Below are 23,966 nucleotides of genomic sequence, written 5' to 3' on the forward strand. Positions count from 1 at the left end.
CGGTCGATCACCACGCCATCACCGTCTCCGCGCTGAAGGGCGGCATCACGAAAACCACCGTCGTGCTGGCGATCGGCACCGTGCTCGCGCTGCACCGCCGCGACCTCGTGCTGGCGATCGACGCCAACGCCCACCGCGGCACCCTCGCCCAACGCCTCGGCGAAGAAACCACCAAGACGGTCCGCGACCTCGCCGGCCAGTTGAACCAGGTCACCTCCGCGACCGACTTCCGCCGGTTCACCTCCCAAGCCGACACGCGCCTCGAAGTCCTCGCGTCCGAACGCGACCCCGTGAAAGCCCAGGGGTTCTCGGCCGAGGAATATCGCGACGTCGTTGACGTCGCCAAGATCTTCCGCTCGGTGATCCTAACCGACACCGGCACCGACCTCACCCTGCCGTTGATGGCCGAGGTGTATCGGGCCACCGACACCCTCGTCGTCACCGCCACCACCGCCCACGACGGCATCCAACTCGCCGCCGAAACGCTCGACTGGTGGGCCGAATTCGCCGGCGAGGAACTCGTCTCACACGCCGTGCTCGCGGTGACTGAGATCGTGCCGTTCACCCTCCGCCCCGACCAAACCCACCACGTCGAGCAGCTGCTCCAGGCCCACCAGCAACAGCAACAGCAGCGGCGCGCGGAAATCCGTGCCCAACTCGGCGGCCGGGTCGCCGAGATCATCTTCGTCCCCTACGACCCCCACCTCCACGACGGCGGCCACTTCGCCTGGCACCAACTCGGCCGCGACACCCAGATCGCCTACGAACAACTCGCCTACGCCATCGCCCAGCAATTCGGCGGCCGCGGCCGCATTGTCGGGACTGAGAATTCGCGTCAGTCACATGGGTCAGGCACGGGTACGTGAACGGCAGATCCCGAAGGGGCATCCCCGCCGCACAACTGGGGCTCGGTGCGCCCCAGCTACGGAGGGTTAGCCGGGGCGCGCCGGCGTTCTTCGCCAACTGATCCCTACCGCATGTATTAAACATCTGGTTGCTGGTAGTGTCCAGACCGCGGCACCCGATCGGGAACAATGACCGGGTGCCGCGCCGTGCCCGCCCCTCCCTGCCCCCATCACTGGAGGCCATCGTGAACGCTTTCGGCATGAGTCCGGTGCGGATCGCGATCTTGTCCGTCCTGGCGCGCCAGTCCGATCTCACGATCGGCGAGATCGCGGACGCCACCGCGCTGAGCCGGCCCACGATCGGGCCGCATCTAGGCGCGATGCTTACCGCTGGACTCATCCGGACCGACCAGCCCGACCAGCAGGCGCTCGGCGGGCGGCGCGTGCGCTATTCGGCGAACACGGCAGAGGTGCGGCGCCAGATCGCGCAGCTCATGGGCACACTCGCACCCATCCCGCCTCGGAAACGGCCCTAATCCGAGGTCGTGCAGTGGTTGTCGGTCTAATATCATTCGCGTTTTTGTTGCGTGTCGCCCTCGCGGAAGCACGGCACGGTGCGCCAGGATGACTTTCATGGCTCGCTGGACTCGCACGGAGACCGATACCCGGCCCTTGCCGGTAGGCGCCGAGGTCGACCTCGACACCGTCGCCCTGTTCGACACGATCAGCCGCGCACGCGGACACAGATCGCGCAGCGTCACCCTGCGCGAGGCCATCGACGAGTACATCGACACCCACGGCCACGAAGCCGGGCTCGTCCCCCAGGAGGCGCTGTTCGACGCAGCCGGCTAAAACGCCGGCCCCGTTCAGGGCAGTGCCCTGAATCGACGATGCCGCGGTGGCAGCCGCGGCACTCGTCCAGATCTGTAGGGAAGTAACCAGCTTCCCGAACTTTCCTTCACACCCACGAAGGGAGCTTCGCTATGCCTTCAGCATGCCATCGCGACCCCGGAAAATCCAGCGCACCAGGCCCTGGGCGGCGTGTCGCCCGCCAACCCCAGCTGCCCTGCGCCACCACCGCCCGCGCCGGCTTCACCTCAGGTGACGCGTACGACCACCGGGCCGCCGCACAAATCTGCGCCAGCTGCCCACTCGCCGACGCCTGCCTACACGAGGCGTTCCGACTCGACACCGCCCACCGCGCCGGCACCGACCCGTACGGCGCCTACGGCTGCTGGGGCGGGGTTTGGTTCGAACCCGGCCACCCGCCCGAGCAGCTGCTCCACAGCACGGCAGTACCCGCCCGGTGAGCGCCCCGGCTGCTGTCGACGCCTGGCAGCTCACCCGGCAGATCTCCCCGCGGCCGCGCGTACGCGCCGCCGTGCGCGAGGCCGGCGGCGCGATCGCCAACCTCTACCCGGTCGACGTCGACGTCGACGGACCCGAGCCCGACACCCCGTGGGCGGTCTGCCTCACCGGACCCGACCGCCGCTACCACCTGCTCGGGTTCGACTTCGACGCCAAACAACCCGGCCGCCCCGCGGCCCACGACGCCGAACGGCTCGCTTCGCTGTGCGACCAGCTGCGGATCCCGGTGGTGCTGTGCGCGTCCGCCGGCGACCCCGACGGCGGCCGGCACCTGTGGATCGGGCTCGCGCACACCCTTGACGCCCGCCTGGTGCACACCCTCGCGCGGGCGGCCGCCAGCTGGCTGCCCAGCCTCGACATCACGCCGCTGCTCAACCCCGCCGCCGGCTGCCTGCGCCCGCCCGGCGCACCCCACCGCACCGGCCAGCCCTCTCAGATCCTGCGCGGCGACCCCGTCGAGCTGATCCGGCCCCGCGCGAGCCGTCGCCAGCTCACCCAGCTGCTCGACGCCATCGAGGACCAGCTCGCCCACTACCGCAACCCCACAACCGCAGCACCGAGCGCGGCGGCGGGTGTGGCGATCGACGGCCACGGCCGCCGCTACCTGCCCGGCCGGACACGGCGTACACCGGCGCCGGCGAGCCTGGACGCGCTCACCACCGCCGTTCCCGCCGGCGCCGACGCCTCCGCACAGATGTGGGTCGCGCTGCTCGGCTGCGCCCGCGCCGGCTGGCAGCACCACGAGCTCGCCGCCTTGCTCGACACTGCGCCCGGTCTCGAACACGCCCGCACCCAACCCGCCGCCGACCGCGGCCGCTCAAGAACCCCGCGGCCGACGTCCGGCCGGCACAGCCCGGCCCGGGTCCTCGCCGACGACTGGGACCGTGCCGTCGACCACCTCGCCCGACAGCACCCTCCAGCCGCCCGCACCGCGCACGATGCCGACGCCGCCCGAAAGGCCGCGGCGATCGACCACACCGTGCACGCAATCCAGGAGCGGGCCGACGCCATGCCCGGCCGCTGGCGCCACGGCGGCGCCACCCACCGCCGCACCCTCGACGGAATCTGCCTGCTCGCCTGCCGCGGCCTGACCCTCGACCTCGAGCTCCCGATCCGCCACCTCGGCCTGCTCACCGGACTCAGCCGCGAAACCGTCCGCCAGGCCCTCGCCGCCCTCGCCGCCGATGGCTGGCTCATCCACACCCGACCAACCCACGGCCCCCGAGCCGCCGCCTGGGTTCTCCACAGCCCCCTCGACTATCCCTTGCCACAAGAGGTCACACGCCCCCGACTCGGTAGGCCCCAGCGGTCGCAGCTCGAGCAGCGCCTTGCGCTCGCCCGCCACGACGCGTTCAGCACCACGCGCGCCGGGGGTCAGGGCCTCGGCTGCGAGGCTGGCACCGCGTGGGCACGACTCAGCACCGAACCGGACCTTGCCGCTCAAACCCGCGACACCATCCTCGGGAAGCTGAACCGTGCAGGTCTTCTCGAACAGACGGTCAACCTGGGGACCGGTGAACTGAGCTGGCAGCCTGTCGATCGACGTGACCAGGTCGCCAGCGAACGCGGATGCACTGGCGTCTTGGAGGCTCGCGCCCAAAGCTACGCCGCAGAACAGAGGTTGTGGGCCTGGTGGAACCGAGAACTCACCTTCCTCCGCTCTCCCCGCAAGGAACGCCGGCGACTCCGCCCCTACGCTCCCGCACTGGTCCGCGTCGACGAGTCCCGCTACCCACGGCGACCCGGCGGGCTCCCCGACCATCCGACGGCGTACGCAGCTCTCATCGAGGAACAGCAGGCGTCAATAGTGCCAGCAGCCGCGTGAGCTTCGCGGGTGAAACCTGTGCGAATCCAACAGTGGGCGACCACCTGCGCGTCTGTGTTTCCTGATTCGGCAATTCTCGAACCTCACCGGCTCCGCGCAAGGGCCGCAAAACACGGCCTGCGGCCGCCCTCCGGGATCGCTCCGCGATTCTTTTGCTTCCCCCCTTGCTTCTCCGCCGCCTCGGCCTCGAACTTGCTGCCATCAGGAAACACCCCCACCACCGTCAACACCACCAACACCAGCATTAGAGGAGCGAACATGACCAACAGCACCACCTGGCCCGTCGTCGAGTACAACGTCAAGAAGACTGCCCAGCAGATCCGCACCACACTGCGAACCAGCTACCCCGACACCAGCTTCCGGGTCCGGATGAGCCGCGGCACCGGTTACGGCTGGCTCGACATCGCCTGGACCGACGGGCCCACCGAACCCGCCGTAATGGAGCTGACGGCCCGGTTCCAGTCCGCACGGTTCGACAGCACCGCCGACAGCTACCAGCCGATGCTTCCCGAGCTGTACCTGATCGACGGCGTCCCGACCGAGATCCGCTACCACTGCCGCGGCATCAGCACCGCCCGGACCTACAGCCCCGACGCCCGGGAATGGGCACAACGACACGCCCAGCCCGGAACAGACAGCTGGCACCGCGCCGAACGCCTCGGCTACCCCGACACCGCCGACCTCGCCACCCGCATCCTCCTCGAGGAAACCAACCTCACCAGCTAACGCCACTCTTACCAGCATTACCACCACAGAAGGGAACCACGCCATGATCGTCACCGTGTACACCAAGCCCGGCTGCGGGCCCTGCCGCGCCACTCAGCGCGCTCTCACCGCCGCCGGGATCGACTTCCGGGCCGTCGACCTGACCGCCAATGCCGACGCACTTGCCCACGTTCGCCAGCTCGGCTACAGCTCCGCGCCCGTCGTCGAAGCCAGCGCCACCCATTGGGCCGGGTTCCAGCCCGACAAGATCATCGCGCTGAAGTCTTGACCCGCAAAACCCCCAACAGTACTATTAACTCTAACGCCAGCAACTAGCGAAGGGACTCATGTCATGAGCACGATCAGCCGCACCGGAAACCTGGCCGCCGCCCCCGAGCTGCGCCAAGGCGAGTCTGGGCCCTATACCTACGCCCGCGTCATCGTCACCGACCGGATCCGCCAGGCCGACGACAGCTGGACCGACGGGCCGGCGATCGCCTACAACGTCGCGGTCAGCGGCTCCCAGGCCGAAAACCTGGTCGCCGCCGCCGAATCCGGCGGGAACATCCGGGTCACTTTCACCGGGACCTACCGGGTCACCGAGTACGTCGACAACGAAGGCGGCACCCGGATCCAACATGAGGTCCGTGCCACCGACATCGGCGCCAGCTTCCGCGGCCAGCGAGTGCAGGTCGTCCGGCCCGGAGGGACCAGCTGAACACGGCGAATCGTCGCGGTGGAGGGTGCGGTCCCAATGCGGGCCGCCCCCTTACCCCTGTAGCTCTATTAGTAGTGTTAGTTCTGTTAGATGTGAGGAGACTCCGATGATCTTGGCCGTGAGTAATCAGAAGGGCGGCGTGGGCAAGACCACGACCACCGTGCAGCTGGCCGCGGTCGCGGCCGCGCAGGGCCGGCGGGTGCTGCTCGTCGACGCCGACGTGCAAGGCAACCTGTCGAGCGTGGTGGCCGAGGTCGATGACGACCAGACCGGGCTGGCCGACGTGCTGTCCACCCGATCACCCGACACCATCCGGGACGTCATCACCGGCACCGGCTGGCGCCAAGTGGACCTGGTCCCGACCGCCGGCGTCGCGCTAGGCGCCGTCCGTGACGAGCTGGTGATCGCCGGCGCCGGCCGCGAACTCCGACTGCGCGAGGCGATCGGCGAGGTGGCGGGGGAGTACGACCTGATCGTGATCGACTGCGCCCCGGCGCTGGACCAGCTGACCATCAACGCGTTGTGCGCCGCGGATGCGGTCGCGATCATCACCCACACCAAACTGTGGTCGTTGAACGGGCTCGACCAGCTGCTCGCGACGATCGGCAGCGTGCAGACCTACTACAACCAGGGCTTGCGGATCGCCGGCGTGGTGGTCAACCAGCACGAGGCCGGAACGGTGTCCGGGCGGGCCTGGCTGGACGACCTGCGCACCGCCACGGCTGCACGTGACCTCGAGCTGCTCGAGCCGCCCATCCCGAAACGGGTGCTGATCTCTGATGCGACCGAGGCCGGCCGCGGCCTGGCCGACTGGGGGAGCGCGGAAGCGAGCGAGTTGGCCCAGATCTACGCCCAACACCTCATTGCCCTGACCCGCGAGGATCCGACCCCGAAGGCGGTGGCCCGATGAGCGCCCGACCCGCACCCAAGCGATCCCGGCTGGCCGGGAATTCGCCCGTCGCCCCCGCACCAGCCGAAGCGCCGGCCGAACAGCCCGCGCCGGCGGCGCCGGCGAAGAAAAGCCGGCCGAAAGTGTCGTTCTACCAAGACCCAGACGACACCGCCCGGGTCCGCGCCGCCATCCTGCACACCATGACCACCGAAGGCTCCCGCGGCCTGTCGCAGTTCATCCACGACGCCGTGATGGAGAAAGTCGAGCAGCTCGAGGCCCGCTACAACGGCGGCGAGCCGTTCCCGCCAGTCGGCCCGCGCGAACTACCGCAGGGCCGCCCGATGGGCGAATAGACCGACTGGGCGCTGGTCTGGCGTCGACGAGGAGGAAGGCTGTGCAGGTCCCGTTGCAGTACCGGCCGCTCGGCGTGGAGGGCTCCACCCGGGCCAGGCACTCGGTGTGGTGGCGCCGGCTGCGGCACGGATGGCGCCGGCTCGCCGCCACCGGCGACCAGCTGCCGGTCATGCCGCGCCACTACGCGATCGCGCTCGTCGCGCTGCTGTTCGTGGTGGGCTGGGGGACCGGCGTGCGTGTTGCGATCGAGTATCTGATCGCACCGACGGCGCCTGAGTTGTTGTATGCGTCGATTCCGGCGGCGCTGGCGAAACAGCTGCCCGAGTGGGCGACCATCGCGGTCTGCCTGGTCGCGCTGCTCGCTACGTTACGGATCTTCGGGATCCGGCCCGCGGCACTCGGCCTGCGCCGCCCGCGCAGCCTCTCGGATTGGGGCTGGGAGGCCGGCGCAGCGCTGTGGTGGTTCGCCGCCCTCGGCGTCGGTGGCTTCCTCGGCTCCCGGGCCCGCGCGCTCTGGGGCGGGGAAGCCGGCTACCCCGGGATCGGGCTGCTCCAAGGCAACGGTGTCGAGCTGGCCGGCACCCTCCTGTCGGTCACCTTGGCCGGGCCGGCCGAGGAGATCATCCTGGTCGCCGGGCTGGTCGTCGCCTTTCAGGCCGCCCGGATCCCGCTCCCCGTCATCCTGGCCGTCGGGATCGCGCTGCGGGTGTCGTTCCACCTCTACTACGGGCCCGCGATTGCACTCACCCAGCACCTGGCCTGGGCGATCGGCGTGCTGCTCGGATTCCTGCTGATGCGCCGGATCCTCGGCATGGTCGTGATGCACAGCCTGGCCAATGCCATCGCCGCCGTCACCGCCTACACCGGGATGGGCCTGGTGTTCGCCCAGCTCGTCTACTTCCTGGTGTTCGCCGGCCTGCTTGTTCTCGTCATCCTTGGCATGCGGTCCAGGCAGAAGGCTCGCCGACGCGGGCGAGCGCCGACCCAGGACCGGATCCGGGCTGCCGAGGCCGTGGTCGACGAGCTCGCCCACGCGGCCGGGATGGCCAGACCGAAGGTCGTGGTGAAAGGGGAATATAACGCCTCCGCGCGCGGGGGTTCGCAGCTCGAGCTTGGCTCTCGGCTCCTCGCCGAACCTGTGGCGGTGATCGGCCCGGTCATTGCGCACGAGTTTGCCCACCTCGAGGAGTGGGCCACCCCGAAGGCGGCCCGGCGGCGCGTGTTCTCCGCGGTGGGCCTGCCGGGCTTGATGCTGGTGGGTATGGGTTTGCTCGGGTTGCCGTTGTGGACCGCCGAGCCGCCGTGGTGGTGGACCGGTGCCGTGATCGCCGCCATCGTCGCCATGGTCGCGCTCATACTGGCCAACGCCGCCCAGCAGCGCGCGCTGGAAACCGCCGCCGATGCCCGCGGGGCCGAGCTGGGCTACCCGATGACGCTCGGCACGCTGCGCTGGCTGAACCGCGCCGAACACGGCGCGATCGCGTCCCTGCTGCCCACCTGGCTACGCCTTCACCCGAAACCTGCCGATCGGGCCGCCCGATTCGGCATCGTCGACGACGCCAGCCACGGAGTGTTGGATGCCCCACCAGATGATGCCGATCGCGGCGAGCCGCGGGCCGACGCGCCCGTCTCGACATCGACGATGGCCACCCGGGCCCGCCAGCCACCGCCCGTGCGGCGCCAGTCCAACAACAACGCCTCGACACCCCGCTCGACACCATCACCGCCACGGGTACGAAGCCAGCAATGCCGCTGCCGCGGCTGCCACACCCCGCCCGCCAGCACCGCGATGCGCCGCTGATCCGCAGCCAGCCGGGCCGCCCGATCGGCCGGTGTCCGCCGCGTTCCCGTACCAAACAGCCAACCACCCCGCACCACCAAACAGCCCTGACGTCGGTAACAGGGGTAATAGGGGCGCCAATGCGCCGGCTGCGTCTATAACCTCAACAAGGCACGTGCGTTAGGTCCGTGGTGTCGCCCGGGCGAGCGCACGGTACACGGTGGCGCGGCCGACACCGAAGAGTTCGGCCAGCTCGGTGACGGTGTGCTCGCCGGCGGCGTGCAGCTGCACCAGGTGTTTGTCCTGGGCAGCGGTCAGCGTCGGCCGGCGGCCACGGAGTCGGCCCTTGGCGCGGGCGATCGCCATTCCTTCGCGGGTGCGCAGGCGGATCAGGTCGGCCTCGAACTCCGCGACCAAGGCAAGGGTGTTGAACAGCAGCTTGCCGATCGGATCGTCCGGGTCATAGATGCTGGGGCCGATCGCCAAGGCGACGCCGCGGTCGGTCAGCTCGCCGGCGATATCACGCGCGTCGGGCACGGATCGGGCGAGTCGGTCGAGCTTGGTGACGACCAAGACATCGCCAGGCCGGCAGGCGGCCAGCGCTTCGCGCAGGCCAGGGCGGTCGCGATCGGTGCCGGTGAGCCCGTGGTCGACGTAGATCCGTGCCTCGTCGACGCCCAGGGCAACCAGTCCCGCACGCTGCGCCTCGAGGTCCTGGTCGCGCGTGGAGACTCGCGCGTAGCCGATCCGCATGGCCATCCCCCTGCTCTGTCCGGTTAGGCTCCCATCACCGGACACATTATCGGACGGGGCTATCGGACGGACAGGCGGCGCGGCGCGGCGTTTCGCCAAGGCGGCAACCAAGGTGACCGGTTAGCGATCGGCTATCGGACGTTCCCAAGCGTGTGGTGGTTGGCGATCGCCAGAAGGACGTCGGCGTGGCAGGGGAGGTCGAGGGGGCACCAGCAGGCCAGGTCTCGCCCCGGCAGCTCGGCCTGTGCTCGCTGAACGAGTTCGGGCTGGGTAGTGAGCCAGGCGCGGTACTGCTCGACTGCTCGTTCGTTCGCCTCGGCAGTGCGTACCGGTGGACGGAACGGGTTCGCCCAGATCGTGGGATACGCGACACTGCGGGCCTCGTCGGGGAGCCGGGAACCCCTCGCACGGGACATGCGTAACCGTTGCGGGGGTGTCATCCGGCGTCTTCGGCTTGGGGCAGCGTCTCGGCGAGACGTTCGGCGGCGGACTCGTGGTACTCGGCGTTGATATCGATACCCGTATAGCGCCGGCCGAGCATCAGTGCCGCTCGTCCGGTCGTGGCGAGTCCGGAGAATGGGTCGAGGACGAGATCACCTGGTCGCGAGCCGGCGGCGATGCATCGCAGGGGTATGTCGATCGGGAACATGGCGAAGTGGTCTGCCGACCGGTTTGGGCGGGTGGCGATGGACCAGACATCGCCAGGGTTAGCGGTCTCCCACGTCTTCGTTGACAGCGTGCTGCCGGGGTTGCTGCCGCTGTAGAGGCGGTGCGCTGTCGCGGTGCCGGCACCGGTCGCGAATCGTTCGCGGTCACGGTTGCCCGCCGACCGTCCACTGCCGGGGATCTTGATCGCGTCTAGGTCGAAGTAGTAATGCGGTCGGCGGGCGAGGAGGAACAGATGTTCGTGTCGGGTCGCGAGGCGGTCTGTCGCGGAGGTGGGCATCGCGTTGGGCTTGTGCCACACCACATCGTTGCGGACGATCCAGCCCGTCTCTTGCAGGGCGAGCACGACCCGCGCCGGCATCATCAGCAGGCTCTTGACCGGCGCCGCTGCGGTGGTGTTGCCGCGAGGCGCGACTACACCGGTTCGGTGACCGCGGCCGCCGTGGCGGTCGAAGCTCGGTCCGCGGTTCGCCCGCGAGGAGTAGCTGTCACCCAGGTTCAGCCAGAACGTTCCATCGGGGCGCAGCACCCGCGTCGCCGCGGTGGCCACGGCGACCAGGGCCTCGACGTAGGCGTCCGGGGTCGGTTCCTGACCAATCTGGTCCGGCCGACCTCTGTAGTCGCGCAGCATGTAGTAGGGCGGGCTGGTGACGATGGTCTGCACGCTGCCCGCCGGCATGCGGTCCAGCACCCGTACGGCTGTCCCGAGATGCAGTGCCCAGCCCGCTCCGTCCCGGTACGGAACCGGACCCATCCGGCCCGGAGACCCTTGGCGCCGCCGATACGCGGCCTGCCGACACGAGTTCGAGCAAAACCGGCGCGGCCGACCTCCCGACGATGGACTCCCATCGAAGGGTTGGCCGCAGGAATCGCACGCTGCAGGTCCTCGGCGCTGGGGTTCCTCGAGCAGTCCCATCCCGCCTCCACAACAGCTAGTTACGTAACGTCGAGAATACCCCACTAGAGAGGTTTCGTAACGCCATTTTCAAGGGACCGGCGGATCCGGTCACTGATCGGCTAACGGACGCGGTGCTGTTGGACGACGGCTCGGCGCGCATACCAGGCGCGTCGGCAGTGCGCCGAGCGGACTGTAAGGGTGCGATCAACGAGGGCGTTGCTGATGGCCCCGGCCGCCGAGCAAGCCATCGCCTAACGGAAGTTGCCGGCCGGGCTGTTGGCGATCACCAGGAGCACGTCGGCATGGCGGGGGCAGGTCGAGGAGACACCAGCACGCTAGGTGTGATGTGCAGGGACGCTGCGGGATGAACCCATGAGTCACCGTCCGGTGCCGCGGTCTACCTCTGGTGCTGCGTAATGCTGAGATGGCCGCGCCCCCGGCCGGTTGCCCTGGGTGGGGCTCGTGCCGGCTTCGAGCTGGCCACGGCGCTCGACGCACTCGTTCAGCCGGAAGTCGAGCCATTCCTCGCTTCGGCGGATCTCGGCGACAATCGCTGCGACTCGCGGTAGGCCCTCCTGCCTTAGACGACGGTCCAGAGCTTCGCCGAGTTCGGTCTGTCCCTCGGTTCCCACGCTGCCGATCAGGGCCGCCATCGCGCGTTGGTACGCGACCGGATTGGGCCGGGGGCCGGCGAGGGCCTCGGCGGCGGCCTGGCGCTGAGATGCAACGTCAGCAGAGACCTCCGCTTGGCCGGGATCCTGACTGGCGATGAGTTGGTCTCGTAGGCGGTCGGCTCCCTCGATCACTCCAAACCTCGCATAGGCGAGGATCATCTGCTGGTCGAAGTCGTGATCGGGGGTGACGGGCCCTCGAGATTCTGTTGGCTGACGGAACATTGTGTTGGCGGGCACAGCGGTGGCCTCGAGAAGGTTCCGTACCGTGCTTTCTTCGCTGGACGTGGTGCTCATGGCGATTTCTCCGGTCGCGGTTGTGGTGGTCTATGCCCCGCCCGGGGAGGCGAGCCTGCGTAGCTGTTCATAGCCCGCGGGCGACTGCTGCGGCGACGGCGAGCCATGCGCGTTGTGTTCTTGATAAAACAGCGGTTTTATCAAAGCTTATCTAGGCGTCAGGCCACAGTGCGATCCTGACGGACATGGGGGACGCGTCGGACGCTCGCAGACCGTGGCGCCGAGCGGGCACTGCTGGAGGGTGTTGAATCGGCGGAATCGCCGGGGTACCGGCTCTCCTGATCCGCTGGCGCCGGCACACCGGGGGAGAGTTCTGGTTCGGCCTGATCGTGGTGGTCGTCGACGGCGAGCCGGCGGTCTCGTGGGCGCCAGCTGATCGCCTAACGGACAGGGGGGCTGTTGTGGCCGATCGAACGACCGCCCGACCGGGCGCGGTGTCGCCACCAGGGGCCTTAGTCGCCGATGTGTTCGTGGCAGTCGCGGCAGATGACTGCTGTGGCGGATTCTCGTACGGCGGTGCGGTGGGGCCAGGAGCGGATGGTTGTCAGGTTGGCGAGTTGTGGTCGATGGCGAGCACGTAGCGTGCAGATGAGCCGGCCCAGTCGCCGGCGCAAAGTCACGGCTTCCGACGTTCGGAGGAACGTTCGCGCAACGCGTCGCATGCGGTGCACTCCCAACAGTTTGGAGGGTTGCCAGCATCGTAATGTGCGCCGCCGACAGCACCTGCCGAAACTGGCGCGCGTCAGGCCGTTGGCAGGTGTTCCCCTTGCCCTGATAGCTGCCGATCTCGGGCACCGGGGGTGGGGTCAAGGGGCTGTGAGTAAAGGAATCGCGGAGCGATCCCGGAGGGCGCCGGAGGCGTGCTTTGCGTCCCCTTGACCCCACCCCCGGTGCCCGAACAATGGAGGCGGCGGGGCAAGGGCGCGGGGCGTTACCGCTCGAATCCCGGTTGGGCGGGGTGCGGGTAGGGCCGTAGCTGCGCTGGTCGGACGGGTGTTGCCGCGGGGTGGTTGGTCGCGGTGGCGGTTTCGTGTTGGCGGATGCGGCGTACGGCATCGAGGTCGGCGTCCCATTCGCGGTCGTGCTCGGCAGGGCCCCGGTGTTGCTGGTGGGCTTGTTCGGTGGGTGTTTCGGCGCTGATCGGGGTGTTGGTGAGTTGGCCGAGGTGGTGGGCGTAGGTCTGGGTGTAGAGGTGGGAGGCGTGCACGATCAGGTCGTCGGAGATGTGCGGTCCGCCGGCATGGCTGGTGAGCGCGGTGGGGCTGAGGATGCCGGCGTTACGATCGAGTTCGTCGACGATCATCCGGGCGCGGGCGAGCTCGATCGCTTCCGCGTCGTGGGCGGCGTTGAGCCGGGCCGCGGCTTCGACGAGTTCCTCGAGCCGCGCGGCCTGTTCGGGGGACAGATCGTCAGGCATCGTCGGCCTTGTTCTGTCCGTTGCGTGCCGTGGTGCGCGCCCGGCTGGCGGGGCGTTTGCGGGGCCGGGCGTTGGGGTTGGTGAGACCGATGCGTTCCAGTTCGCGCGGGTCCCAGCCGGCCTTGATGGCTGCGGCCCAGCTGGCGTGGTAGGCGCTCGCGGCGGCGTGTTGTTCGGCGCGGATCAGTTCCAGCCGGCGCGCGGATTCTGCCGCGTCGGTCGCGGCGTCCAACCGCCTCTGCGCGGACTCTTCGAGCAACGCTCGGGCACGCGCGGCGACCTCGCCCGCTGGTTGTCCTGATTCGGTACTCATCGGTGATCCCTTCGGCTTGTTGTGCGTGGTCGATCCTGCACCGAGCGTAACGGCCGGCAGGCGCTTGCGGAACCGACGTGAGAAAGCAAGATGTGCACTTAGGTTCTCTAAGTGCGTGGCGGTGATTGCTGTTGCGATCACTGGGTGCGACCCTGGAGTTGGGTCCAGGGTCGAGTCCCGCCGGGGGCGGGTCGCTGCGCTGGGCCGAGACGTGAGGTGCGAAGGACGGAGGACGTGATGGCGGGGACACCTCGGCGGCGGCGGGCGAATGCGGCGGCTGGAGCGGGGCCGCGGCGGCATCAGTTGAAGTTGCGGTTGACGGATGCGGAGAACGCGCGGTTGTTGGCGGAGGCTGAGGTGCGGCAGTGCTCGCGGCAGGCGGTGTTGATGCGGGCGTTGGTGTCGGATGGGACCGAGGCGGTGGCGCGGTTGTCGGCGATCGAGGCGTCACTGTGGAGTGCCCGGCGTGGGGTTGCGCGGGCGGGGGCGAACGTGAATCAGGCGGTCAAGCTTGAGCACACGCGCCGGTTGGAGGGCGTGCACGGCGGCGGTCAGTTTGAGGAGCAGCTCGGGTCGGCGCTGGCGCAGCTGGAGCGGGCGGTGACGGAGTTGACGGCGGCGTTGGAGCGGTTGGAGCGGGAGCGGTGATCATCAAGCTCCCGGCGGCCCGGCAATCCTCCGGTGGTGGTGGGGTGGGGACGTTGCCGCCGCGGCGGGCATCGGATGCGAATCTGGGCCGGTCGATGCGCGGGCTGATCACGTACTTGTTGGGGCCGGGCCGGTCGGATGAGCACACGAATCAGCGGGTGATCGCGGGGTCGGAGCCGTTGGAGTTCGAGTATGGCGATATCGCGTTCGGTGAGGACGTGTTCGCGCCGGCGGAGGCGGCGAACCTGGTGCACGAGCTGAACGCGCCGATGCAGGCGAAACGGGCCCGCGGCGAGCTCCCGGAAGATCGCGGGTTCGTGTTCCATGCGGTGTTGTCGATGCAGCCCGGCGCGGTGCTCGACGATGCGACCTGGAACCAGATCGCGCACGACTACATCGAGGCGATGGGTTTCGATGACGCGGCGGGTACGAAGGTGCCGTGCCGGTGGGTTGCGGTGCATCACGGCCCGTCGGCCGGCGGGAACGATCACCTGCATCTGGCGGTGCAGATGATCCGCGACGACGGGACGTGGGCGAGCAACGCAAACTCGTATCGCCGATCGGCCGCGGCCCGCAGGATGATCGAGGAGAAGTACCAGCTCGGGCATGCCGAAGACCTCGCCCAGCGCCGCGATCACGTGCCGTACCCGCGGCACGATGCGAGCCAGGAAGTTCACGGTGCGCAGGTGCCGGCACCGGCGCATGAGCGGCTGCGGGAGCGGATGCTCGCGGCCGCGAGCGCGGCGGCGGACGAGGCGGATTACGTACGCCGGCTGTGGGGATCGCGGGTGCTGACCCGGCCCCGCTACGCCGACGGTAGGCGGTCGGTGGTCACCGGGTACTCGGTGGCGCTGATCGAGGCTGACGGCACCCGGAGTACCTGGCGCGGGGCGGGGCAGGTACATCCGTCGTTGCGGCTGCCGAGGCTGCGGGAACGCTGGGAGGCGACACCGGATTCGGCGGCGCGCGCGGCACGCATGTGGCGGGCGGAGAAGGGCGCCGGGGCAGCGGTGCCGCGCGATCCGAAGGTGCAGCGTCCCGCCGCCGCGGCGGTTCGGGAGCTGGAGCAGGCCCGGGCGGCGCTGGGCGACGAAACTGGTGGTGAGGGTGTCAGTGGCTTGGTGGCCGGCGTGTACGCGGCGTTGGCGCATCGGCACGAGCGCGGCAAAGGCGGCCCGCTGCACGAGGCGGCCGAGGCGTTCGCCCGGGCAGACAGTCAGCTGCCGGCGCGGTTGCGTTACCCACCGCCCACGTTGACGACGCCGCTAGGCCGGTCGGTGCGGCTGATCGCCCAGGCGCAGAGCGACCAGGACGTGGTGGCGTGGATGGCGCTCGCCGAGCAGCTGAGCCACCTTGCGACCGCGGTCGCGGATCGGAACGCGGCGCGGGCCGATCTGCGCGAGACGGAGTACCTGCGCGGGGCGGTGAGCGCGGCACGAGAAGTGGTACCGAAGGTGGGCCGGGCCGCACCCGCGCCGAGGACCGGACCGGAGCAGGCCAGCTCCGGAAGCCGGCGCCGGCGAACGGGACAGGTGGGTGAGCGGCCGGCGCACCTGCGCCGGGAGAACGGGCCGGATCAGAGCCGTGGCCGGTAACACCCCGACAAAGGTTTATAAACTAGGCGGAAATCAGCTAGTTTATAAGTGAGTCCGAGGGAGGGGTTGTGCGAGGGGTTGTGTACACGCCGGGTGCCGGGCATAACCGGTTGGCGCCGCTGCCCGGTCGTGAAGAGCTGCTCCGGACCTGGCAGGAGATGCTCGCCGATGTGCAGACCGATGGCCGCGCGGGAGGGAAAGACTACTTACTCCTCGGCTACCGCGGCGTGGGGAAGTCGGTCACGATGCAGCAAGCCGTCGAGCTCGGTCAGAAGACCGGCTACAGCACGGTCGGGTTGATCGGTAACCCCGATACACCGATGGTGACGGCGCTGTTCCAGTCAGCATTGCATCAGGCCGAGACGAACGATCGGCCCTCACCGTGGCAGCGAGCCGTTCAAGGACTGCGTCGCATCGGTGGGGTCGGCCTGGACCTCGGTGGCATCGTCAAGGCTGACATCAAGCTGACCGAGACGGCGAAGCCGAATGCCGACGTGGCGCCGGCGAGCATGTACGACCCGTCGGCCATCGGCTCGACGCTCGCCCGGCTGGCCGAGGATCTGCGCGCCGAGCAGGGGCGGGGCGGTCTGATCTTGTCGGTTGATGAGCTGCAGATGAGTCACGAGCGTGACATTCGCGCGCTGGGTGGCGTGCTGAACCATCTGAATCTGCGCCATCCGTCTGCTCCGATCGTGTTCATCGGCACCGGGCTCCCGCACACCATGCGGGTGCTGCAGGGTCGCGATCCGGAGCGGCCATTGATCACCAACCCGGCCAGGTTGTTCACCCCGGTGGCGATCCCGGGCGAGCTGAGCCGCGACGCGTTCGAGGACGCGCTGCAGCGACCCGCTCTGGAGCGCGGGGTCCGATGGACCGCTGAGGCGCTGGATCGTGCCGATGAGATCACCGGCCGGTATCCGGCTCACGTGCAGGCGATCGGCGCAGCGGCCTGGGCACAAGCCGCAGGGCCGAACAAGATCACCGCCGTTGACGTAGCGGCGGGTCAGCGCGCGGCCTTGGAGACGATGGAGCAGCAGTACCTTGAGCCGCGCTGGAACGATCTGACCGATCTGCAGCAGGGCTACATTGCTGCGATCGCGTTGTGTGGTGGAGAAGCCCGGTCCGGGCACGTCGCAGCCATGTTGGGCTATGAGTCCTCGTCTGAGGTGTCGGAGATGCGGGACCGGCTGATCCGAACCGGCGACATCTTGGAAGCGCGGCGCGGCTGGGTCGCGGTGGCGAACCCGATGATGACCGAGTGGGCACCGCAGAAGTATCAGGAAACGTGGATGAACCACGACCCCGGCCTACCCGGCGCGCTGCCGTCGCTGACCGACATGGCCGAGCTGCGCGACCGCTATACCGATGGCCGCAGTGCTCGGGACAAGGAGGCGCTATCGGCGGCGGAGATCGCGCGGTTGAGCTGGGCGAAACCCGCCCGCCACGTCCGCGGTTCGCAAAGCCGGCCGGCGCTTGAGCCGGGCCGGCGGCCCGGCCCGGGCCGTGACCAGGATTCCGGGCGCGAGCGCGGATAGGGCCGACCGAAATGACTCACGCGAAGGGATCACACGATGGATGAGGAAGAGCAGCTGGTCGGAGAGATGGCCCAGCGGATGCGGATCGCGGCAACACTGGTGGCGCAATTGGCCGAGCGTCGGGTGCGCGCCCAGGAGAACGCGGCGCGCGAAGAGCAACGCGAGTCCGCGGCGGCCGCCGAACAGCACCGCCGGGCGCTCGACGGCGATCGGCGCAACGCGGTCGAGGCCGGCCGCAGTGTTTACAAGAACGTCCGCGACAGCCCGCACCTGTGGGAAGGCCCTGACCGCATGGTGAAGATCCGGGTCGGGGAAGCCCTCGCGGTCTCACAGGCCTTGCGCGAAGACGATCCGCTGGCCGGGATGGCGAACCAGTACCTGCGCCGCGAGATCGCCGAGCGCCACGGCGGCCGAGCCGAAGAATGGGAGGTTGCGGCGATCGCGGCCTACCGCGATGCGGTCCAGGAGATCGAGGACCGCGACGCCGCACGGGCCGAGGCCGAGACAGAGGCGGGTCGCGAGGTCGACGCCGAGGACCGGGCGACGGCCGCGGCCGATCGCGGCGACCGCGGCGCTGCCGAGGCGGCGGAGCAGGAGGCCGCCACCGCCGGCGAGCGCAAAGACCAGGCCCACGACCAGGCGCACGTCTCAGACGGCAACGCCGCGGCTGACGTCGACCGCGTCGAGCACGCGGCCGCCGGCGAGGCGGCCGACCGTCCCGCCGAGAACAGCACCGGCCCCGGCCGCACCGACATCGAGGGCCGGCGCGCCGTCACCACCGCCCGGCAATCCCATCCCGAACCAGCCGATCAGCAGGTCAGCACCGCGCAGCGCACCCGGGGCCGACGAAACGCTGGACAGGCGCGTGCCCGGGGCAGCGAGCGGGTGCACGATCGCGGCCGTGGCCGCTGACGCAGACCGCCGCCCAGAAACGCCCTGCCGTCGACCCGGACCGGCGGGGCGTTCTCAGTTCTCGCCTTGCCCAGGTTCGGGTTCGGGTTCGTCGAGCAGACCATCCGGAGCCTGGTCGGTCGGGAGAAGCCGGCCTTGTTTGTGCACGTCGGTGCTGTGGTCGCAGCTGGCGAAGGTGCCGTCCTTCTTCATCAGGGCGTAGACGGTCGGGTCGCAGTAGTCGCGCCACCACACCGTCATCGCGGTGGGACCTTCCCAGCGCATCGCCTCCCATGATGTCCACAGCGCACGGAGTCGGTCGACGGCCTCGGCGTGCCGCCACCAGGTCGTACACCACTGCAGCCCCGGCCGGCGGGTCACCTCCAGTAGGTAGCGGGTGACGAATTGTTCGACGTTGGCAAATGCCATTGGCTTGGCCTCGGCGCCAGCGGCGTCGGCGGCAGGTTGGTCGGCCGCGGCTTGTTCGGCGAGCCGGAGTATCTCGGTGGCGGCATCGAGCTGTTGCTCGGCCTTGTCATGGCGGCTGCGGCGCCGCAGGACCTTGCCTGCGGCGCGGTCGTGGGCCCGGCGTGCCTTCTCGACGGCTTCGGCCGCTGCGAGCCGCTCCCACTCCTTCCTGCTGGGGTCGGTCGCGTAGGCCTCGGCTTTGGCCTCGGCCACCCGCAGTGTGCCGTCGGTATCGGCGTGGGCATCTTCGGCGGCCGCTAGGTCGTCGACGGCGGCGTCGAGCGCGGTTTCGGCACGGTCGACGAGGGCGCGGGCGGTGGCGGAATCGACCATCGGGCCGGTCGGTGGCCCGGCCGGTGGTGGGGCGTTGCTGCCGGCAGGATCACCGGAGGCGAGGTGATCCCGGGCGTCGTCGATGGCGCCGGTGTCGCCGGACGCCTCGGCTCGCGCCCAGGCGGCGGCGGCTTCTTCGGCATCGAGTTCGCTCACGGGTGGGTCTCCTGCGCCGACGGGGCGGGCCGTGCATGCTGGGCCTCGAGCAGTCGTTGGGTGGCGTAGCGCTCGGAGGCGGCGATGAGCTCGGCGTCGGGGCGGCTGGACCAGTGGACGAGCTCGACTAGCGCGGTTGGTGCTCCGGGGCTAAGGACGAGTGCGCGGCCGCGTGGGAGTGCTTGGAGCTCGGCTACCTCGAACAGCGTTTCGCGTTGCACTCGGGTGGAGACGGAGCGAGAACGTTGGGCGCCGCTGAACAGCGCGCCGCCGCTGGTGTTGCTGTCGCGGCGGATCACGTCGTGAGGTCCGATGAGGTTGGACAGCTCGGCGAGGAACTTCTCATCGGCGATGCCGGCACCGACGCCCCGGACGTTCGCCGCGGACCACAGTTTCCGCATGCCGGTCTCGCGCCAGACGTCGACGCCTTGGGACCAGGACTGCAGGAAGGTGGAGACCATGATTCCGCGGGAGCCGAAGTGGCTGTACAGGTCGGGAAGGTCGGGCCACGGGACGACGTTCGCCGCTTCGTCGAGGACGACCGTCATCGGCAGTGGCAGGCGGCCTTGGGGCGAGCGGGATGCGTAGGCCTCGGCGGCGCGGACCGTGGCCACGGTGAGGGCGGCGGTGACCGCCCGGGCCGATCCTTCACCTTCGCGAGAGACCAGGAACAGCGATTGTGAGGTACGGACGAACTGCTGCGGGTCGAAGTGCGGCTCCGAAGTGTCGGCGGGTGGTGGGGTGATCCAGCGGGCGAGCTTGGGGTCGGCGAGCCACTCCAGCATTGTGGCGGCTTCGCCGACGACGCCGTCGCGTTGCTTGTCGGTCAGATCCAAGATTCCCTGCAGCTGGGTGGCCGGGGCGGTGTCGCCGGCGAGGCGCAGCGCGTAGACGGGTTCGTCGTCGGTGGGCCGGGCGAGCCAGTCGGTGAGTTTGGTGATGGGCAGCTGAGCGCGGGCGGCAGCGAGCATCAGCAGCGCGGCGTAGCGTTTCCCGGTGGGCCCGAAGTAGGCATCGGGGGTGGCGTCTGGTTCGCCGGCGGCTTTGTTGAAGATCTTCGCCAGATAGACCGCTGAGGGGTAGTCGGTGACGAAGCTCAGGGGGTTCCACCACCACGGTGGTGGCTGACCTTCGGGTGCCTCGCCGATGATGTCTTGGGGATCGAACACCCAGACGTGGCCGTAGGTGGCGCGGGGGCCGCGGCAGTAGTCGGGCAGGTCGCGCTTGTTGGTGGTGGCGACGACCGGGCCGGCGGTGGAGACGATCTGCGGAATGCACAGGCACGAGGTCTTCCCGGCGCGGGGGCCCATGATCCACAGCTGGACCCACTCATACGGGACGGTCAGCTCCGCTCGCCCGGGCAGCAGCCGCCCGATCGGTGACCCAGCCGGTGTAGCGCTGGTGGCGTTGAGTCGCTGCGCCTCGGCCGCAGCGCCTTTGCCGTGCATCACGTCGAGGTCCTTCAGGCGGGCCATCGAGTAGGCCTTGGTGTCGATCCGGGAGCGTCCTTTGCGCGGCCGGAACGTCCACACCACCAATGCCACTAATGCCACCAATACCAAGAGCAGTGGGATCGCGAGGATCAGCCCGCCCGGCGGGTAGCCCTGAGCGGGGATCTCCAGCCAGAACAGCACCGGATTCTGGACCGGGCGTCCGCCGGTGACGATCGCTCCGACCCACAGCGCCGCGCTGGCGGCCAGGACGGTGACCAAGACGCCGGCGGTGATCAGCCAGCCGACTTCGCCGCCGGCGTCGGAGCGGCGGGCGGGGTTGTCTGCGTGACGGCGCATCTCAGCCCACCATCGCCGCCGCGTCGGATGGAACCACCGACTCCCCGCCGGTCGCCGCGGCGCCCACCGCAAGGTGGCGCCAGCGCTTGTTGGTGTCGTTGACGGCCTTCTCGGTCGGGGTCATCCGCATCCGAAACGGGATCCCCGGGGCCTTGCCGGTCTTCAACAAAAAGCAGCCCTGCCCCGGCGGCGAGGTGGCCTTGTTACTGATCGGGTCGACGATCGCTTCCTCGGACCAGGACTGGATCATCTCCACCTCGCGCCGCGACATGTCGAATACCTCGCGCAGGTTGCCCATCTCGCGGACCGCGAGGCCACCCATGAACACCAGTGAGGATCGTTCCACGAAACCCCAGGCGCGTTCGGTGAGTGCCTCGGTTGCCATCCGCAGGTCCGACATGGTGTGGGTGATCATCACCTGGGCCAGGCCCTTTTGCCGGTTCAGCCGAGTGATCGCATCGATCAGGTCGATCATCGCCGCCGAAGCGCGCAGGATCCGCCACAGCTCGTCCATGATCAGCACGTAGGTGTACTTCTGTCCGACGCCGTCGTCGGCGGCGATGGTCGCCGAGGCCACCATCGCCGATCCGTAGGACCAGGTGACGGCCTGGACGGCGGCCTGCAGCAAGGTGTCGGCATCGTCGACCGACGACACGTCGAAGCAGGTCGGCACACCGAGCCGGAACTTGTGGCTGGTGCGCTCGCTGAAGATGTCGCCGAACGGGCCTGAGGGGCCGAGCGCCATCAATCCCTCACGGAGCGGGTCGACGGTGGTGTCATAGCGCTCGTCCTCGCCGCGGTCGATCGCCAACGCGCGCAACTCGGGTTCGCGGTCGCGGATCAGGTTCTCGACATCGCCGACCAGCGGGTCATCGAAGCGCTCGTCGGCCAGCCGGATCGCGGTGGCCAGGATGCTCTGCTGCCGCGCGCCGAGGGGTTCGTTGCGGATCATCTCGATCAGCGAGCGCAGCACCGCGGTCTGGCGCGCGTGTATGTCCTCTAGCGCCTTCTTCCGCGCCTCGGGCGACATCTTCGGCAACAGACCAGTCAGAACTCCTTTGTCCAAGGGGTTGATCGACCCGACACCGCGGCCGACCGGGATGATGTCGCCACCGAGCGCCAGGGTCAGGTCGACGTAGTCCGGCTTGAGATCGGACATGATCAACGGCACGAAGCCCTGATAGGCCAGCGCGGTGACCATCCGGCGGGTCAGGGAACTCTTCCCCAGCCCGGGCCGGCCCAAGATGAACGCGGAGGGGTTGTTCACGATGTTCGCCAGGAACCAGTTCACCGGATCCGCGCACACCGTGGACCCGTTTAGCAAATGCTTCCCGACCGGGACGCCGACCAGCGGCGCGGCCGAACCGGCTGCGAACGGCCACAACCCGCAGACCTGCTTACTGGTGCCACGCCACTCCGGCGCGACCTCGAGCTGGAATCCGCCGCCACCACCACGGCCGGGCCACCCGAACCGGCCCGGCATCACCGCCCGCCCCCGGGGCGGGCTGACCTTCTTAGGCGACTTGCCGCGCTTTCTCATCAGCATCAGAACGCCTCCCCGATCTCCGGCGGGACGAGCACCTGCGCGGGCAGCACCAGACCCAGCGGCAGACCCGCAGTGAACGTGGATGCCTGTGTCCAGTCGGCGGCGCGCATCTTCAACTTCGCACCGCTGGTCAGGTTCTGTACAGTTTCCACAACCCGTGGCAGCGTATCGGCAGAGGTGACGGTGGCCGTCACGATCACCCCGAACCGCAACAACGACGCACCGTCGGCCTCTTCGCGCGCCGTGGCGCGGGCCCGCGCCATCCGATTCATGTCGCGCGAGGTCACCTTCTTGGAGTTGTTGACGACGAACTCAGCGTTCGTCACCTCGGCCTCGGCCGCGTTCACCGACTGCTCGATCGACAACGGCCGATACAGCAACGTGACCCGCTTGCGGGTGATCTCCGGATGCGGCGCCAGCAAGATCTTGAGCGTGTCCGACGGCACCGGCGAGCGTGGCGCCTCCAGCATCTGCCAGGAGATGCTGAACGCCCGATCGTGGCGCAGCACCTTCGGATCGCGGTCATCGAGGAAGGTCGGGCCCGCGTCCTCCCAGACCATCCCGGTGCCCTCTCCGGTCTGCCGGGCCTCCTGGACCAGCGTCGCGACCAGCGGATCCCAGGCGACCCGCACATAGTCGGTGATGTTCTGCGCGGTCATCGGCCGCGCGACCGCGCTCGCACCGGTGCCCAGCAGGCCGGAAAGAATAGACGGCAGCACGTTCCCGATCCGGGTCGCCATGTCCTCAGGTGACACCCGCTGCTTGCGGCCCGGCACCGTCGACTTGAACGTCACCGAAATCCGGGTGCCGATCTCGGACTGCCCGGCCGGATAGCTGTCACGGATCTCGCCCATCACCTCCCGCGCGAACGGCTGCGCATCAGGGCTCTCAGCCTGGTCGATCGCCCGGCGCAGCCGCACCCCCGTGTCCGGCGCGGTCTCAATGGAGGCCTGCGCCCCGATCACATCTGGGTAGTTCTGCCCCAGCGAGGCCAACCAGGCACCCCACCGCGCGACCTGCCGATCGACCGTCTCTTGATCGGTCAGATCGGTGCCCGAACCCGAGGTTTCGATCACGATCGAGTACGAACCCGTCGCCGGCACCCGAATGATCCCGAACGGCTGACCGTACACATCCTGCGCACTGATCAACTCCGACTGGGCGAGCAGGCCCGGCATCCGTGCCCGGCCATCCGGCGTCATCCCCGCCGGACCCTGCACCAGCACCGACCGCCCGGTGCGCTTGTTCCACCAGGCCACCACCCGCCGGCCCATCGTCGTGTAGAGCGACCGGCCCGTGCCCGGCCGGCGAAACGTCGGCGCCAGCAACACGCCGGTCACCCCGACCACGACCGCTGCCGCAGCGGGCCCTCCGGACAAGACCGCGAAAATCAACGCCATCGCCGCCACCAACAGCAACGCGCAAATCCCCAGACCGAGGCCGAACACGCCCTGCATCCGCGGCCGCGTCCAATTCCCATACAACCGAACATCACTCATGGC

At 69.2% G+C, this 23,966-nt stretch carries 24 protein-coding genes; 14 read left to right on the forward strand and 10 right to left on the reverse strand.

Features of this window, described 5'->3' with window-relative positions:
- The 10 genes from GGQ54_RS16450 to GGQ54_RS16495 form a co-directional block, all read left to right on the forward strand.
- Window positions 1–866, forward strand: an 866-nt coding sequence (locus GGQ54_RS16450; protein WP_246293539.1) for a MinD/ParA family ATP-binding protein, incomplete at its 5' end; no start/stop codon positions are given.
- A 224-nt stretch (window positions 867–1,090) separates the two neighbouring features.
- Complete coding sequence (locus tag GGQ54_RS16455) at window positions 1,091–1,381, forward strand: ArsR family transcriptional regulator (RefSeq protein WP_179446687.1); 291 nt, start codon at window positions 1,091–1,093, stop codon at window positions 1,379–1,381.
- A 97-nt stretch (window positions 1,382–1,478) separates the two neighbouring features.
- The gene (locus tag GGQ54_RS16460; protein WP_179446688.1) at window positions 1,479–1,697 is read left to right on the forward strand and encodes a ribbon-helix-helix protein, CopG family; all 219 of its coding nucleotides are present in this window, start codon (window positions 1,479–1,481) and stop codon (window positions 1,695–1,697) included.
- A 454-nt stretch (window positions 1,698–2,151) separates the two neighbouring features.
- Window positions 2,152–4,038, forward strand: coding sequence for a hypothetical protein (locus GGQ54_RS16465; RefSeq protein ID WP_179446689.1), 1,887 nt, complete (start codon window positions 2,152–2,154; stop codon window positions 4,036–4,038).
- Between the two features lie 258 nt (window positions 4,039–4,296).
- On the forward strand, window positions 4,297–4,764 hold the full coding sequence (locus GGQ54_RS16470; RefSeq protein ID WP_179446690.1) for an LPD29 domain-containing protein: 468 nt from the start codon (window positions 4,297–4,299) through the stop codon (window positions 4,762–4,764).
- Between the two features lie 43 nt (window positions 4,765–4,807).
- A complete protein-coding gene (locus GGQ54_RS16475) occupies window positions 4,808–5,032 on the forward strand; it encodes a glutaredoxin family protein (RefSeq protein ID WP_179446691.1) in 225 nt (74 codons plus the stop codon).
- A gap of 63 nt (window positions 5,033–5,095) precedes the next feature.
- Window positions 5,096–5,461 (forward strand): single-stranded DNA-binding protein, encoded by a 366-nt coding sequence (locus GGQ54_RS16480; RefSeq protein ID WP_179446692.1) that lies wholly within the window; start codon window positions 5,096–5,098, stop codon window positions 5,459–5,461.
- A 106-nt stretch (window positions 5,462–5,567) separates the two neighbouring features.
- Window positions 5,568–6,371: a ParA family protein gene (locus tag GGQ54_RS16485; protein WP_179446693.1), complete on the forward strand. Its 804-nt coding sequence runs from the start codon at window positions 5,568–5,570 to the stop codon at window positions 6,369–6,371.
- Window positions 6,368–6,706 (forward strand): ParB family protein, encoded by a 339-nt coding sequence (locus tag GGQ54_RS16490; RefSeq protein WP_179446694.1) that lies wholly within the window; start codon window positions 6,368–6,370, stop codon window positions 6,704–6,706. The genes GGQ54_RS16485 and GGQ54_RS16490 overlap by 4 nt, the downstream gene beginning before the upstream one ends.
- Before the next feature lie 41 nt (window positions 6,707–6,747).
- Window positions 6,748–8,508 (forward strand): M48 family metalloprotease, encoded by a 1,761-nt coding sequence (locus tag GGQ54_RS16495; RefSeq protein ID WP_179446695.1) that lies wholly within the window; start codon window positions 6,748–6,750, stop codon window positions 8,506–8,508.
- Window positions 8,509–8,667: 159 nt separating this feature from the next.
- Here GGQ54_RS16495 and GGQ54_RS16500 read toward each other — a convergent pair whose 3' ends face one another.
- The 6 genes from GGQ54_RS16500 to GGQ54_RS16525 all read right to left on the reverse strand — a co-directional run bounded on the left by GGQ54_RS16500 (window position 8,668) and on the right by GGQ54_RS16525 (window position 13,643).
- Window positions 8,668–9,246, reverse strand: a complete 579-nt coding sequence (locus GGQ54_RS16500) for a recombinase family protein (protein ID WP_246293540.1) — start codon at window positions 9,244–9,246, stop codon at window positions 8,668–8,670.
- A gap of 125 nt (window positions 9,247–9,371) precedes the next feature.
- Window positions 9,372–9,680 (reverse strand): DUF4326 domain-containing protein, encoded by a 309-nt coding sequence (locus tag GGQ54_RS17790; RefSeq protein WP_179446696.1) that lies wholly within the window; start codon window positions 9,678–9,680, stop codon window positions 9,372–9,374.
- Window positions 9,677–10,597, reverse strand: coding sequence for a DNA methyltransferase (locus GGQ54_RS16510; RefSeq protein ID WP_218844262.1), 921 nt, complete (start codon window positions 10,595–10,597; stop codon window positions 9,677–9,679). The genes GGQ54_RS17790 and GGQ54_RS16510 overlap by 4 nt, the downstream gene beginning before the upstream one ends.
- A gap of 584 nt (window positions 10,598–11,181) precedes the next feature.
- Window positions 11,182–11,772, reverse strand: coding sequence for a hypothetical protein (locus GGQ54_RS16515; RefSeq protein WP_179446698.1), 591 nt, complete (start codon window positions 11,770–11,772; stop codon window positions 11,182–11,184).
- A gap of 931 nt (window positions 11,773–12,703) precedes the next feature.
- On the reverse strand, window positions 12,704–13,189 hold the full coding sequence (locus GGQ54_RS16520) for a hypothetical protein (RefSeq protein WP_179446699.1): 486 nt from the start codon (window positions 13,187–13,189) through the stop codon (window positions 12,704–12,706).
- Window positions 13,182–13,643: a hypothetical protein gene (locus GGQ54_RS16525; RefSeq protein WP_179446700.1), complete on the reverse strand. Its 462-nt coding sequence runs from the start codon at window positions 13,641–13,643 to the stop codon at window positions 13,182–13,184. The genes GGQ54_RS16520 and GGQ54_RS16525 overlap by 8 nt, the downstream gene beginning before the upstream one ends.
- 174 nt (window positions 13,644–13,817) lie before the next feature.
- On the opposite strand from GGQ54_RS16525, the gene GGQ54_RS16530 reads away from it, so the two are divergent.
- From GGQ54_RS16530 to GGQ54_RS16545, 4 genes are all read left to right on the forward strand, one after another.
- Complete coding sequence (locus GGQ54_RS16530) at window positions 13,818–14,150, forward strand: hypothetical protein (protein WP_179446701.1); 333 nt, start codon at window positions 13,818–13,820, stop codon at window positions 14,148–14,150.
- Between the two features lie 95 nt (window positions 14,151–14,245).
- Entirely contained in the window at window positions 14,246–15,745 is a 1,500-nt protein-coding gene (locus GGQ54_RS16535) for a relaxase/mobilization nuclease domain-containing protein (RefSeq protein ID WP_179446702.1), read from the forward strand.
- Between the two features lie 110 nt (window positions 15,746–15,855).
- The gene (locus tag GGQ54_RS16540; RefSeq protein WP_179446703.1) at window positions 15,856–17,280 is read left to right on the forward strand and encodes an AAA family ATPase; all 1,425 of its coding nucleotides are present in this window, start codon (window positions 15,856–15,858) and stop codon (window positions 17,278–17,280) included.
- Between the two features lie 78 nt (window positions 17,281–17,358).
- Window positions 17,359–18,192 (forward strand): hypothetical protein, encoded by an 834-nt coding sequence (locus tag GGQ54_RS16545; RefSeq protein ID WP_179446704.1) that lies wholly within the window; start codon window positions 17,359–17,361, stop codon window positions 18,190–18,192.
- Between the two features lie 54 nt (window positions 18,193–18,246).
- Here the strand turns inward: GGQ54_RS16545 and GGQ54_RS17715 are convergent, their stop codons facing one another.
- The 4 genes from GGQ54_RS17715 to GGQ54_RS16565 are packed head-to-tail and all read right to left on the reverse strand — an operon-like array spanning window position 18,247 to window position 23,963.
- Entirely contained in the window at window positions 18,247–19,128 is an 882-nt protein-coding gene (locus tag GGQ54_RS17715; RefSeq protein WP_179446705.1) for a DUF4913 domain-containing protein, read from the reverse strand.
- Complete coding sequence (locus tag GGQ54_RS16555) at window positions 19,125–20,918, reverse strand: type IV secretory system conjugative DNA transfer family protein (protein ID WP_179446706.1); 1,794 nt, start codon at window positions 20,916–20,918, stop codon at window positions 19,125–19,127. Before GGQ54_RS16555 ends, GGQ54_RS17715 begins: the two co-directional genes overlap by 4 nt.
- Before the next feature lies 1 nt (window position 20,919).
- The gene (locus tag GGQ54_RS16560; RefSeq protein ID WP_179446707.1) at window positions 20,920–22,464 is read right to left on the reverse strand and encodes a P-loop NTPase family protein; all 1,545 of its coding nucleotides are present in this window, start codon (window positions 22,462–22,464) and stop codon (window positions 20,920–20,922) included.
- Entirely contained in the window at window positions 22,464–23,963 is a 1,500-nt protein-coding gene (locus GGQ54_RS16565; RefSeq protein ID WP_343046031.1) for an SCO6880 family protein, read from the reverse strand. The genes GGQ54_RS16560 and GGQ54_RS16565 overlap by 1 nt, the downstream gene beginning before the upstream one ends.
- Between the last annotated feature and the right edge of the window lie 3 nt (window positions 23,964–23,966).

The organism is Naumannella cuiyingiana (assembly GCF_013408305.1).
Classification (GTDB): Bacteria; Actinomycetota; Actinomycetes; order Propionibacteriales; family Propionibacteriaceae; genus Naumannella; species Naumannella cuiyingiana.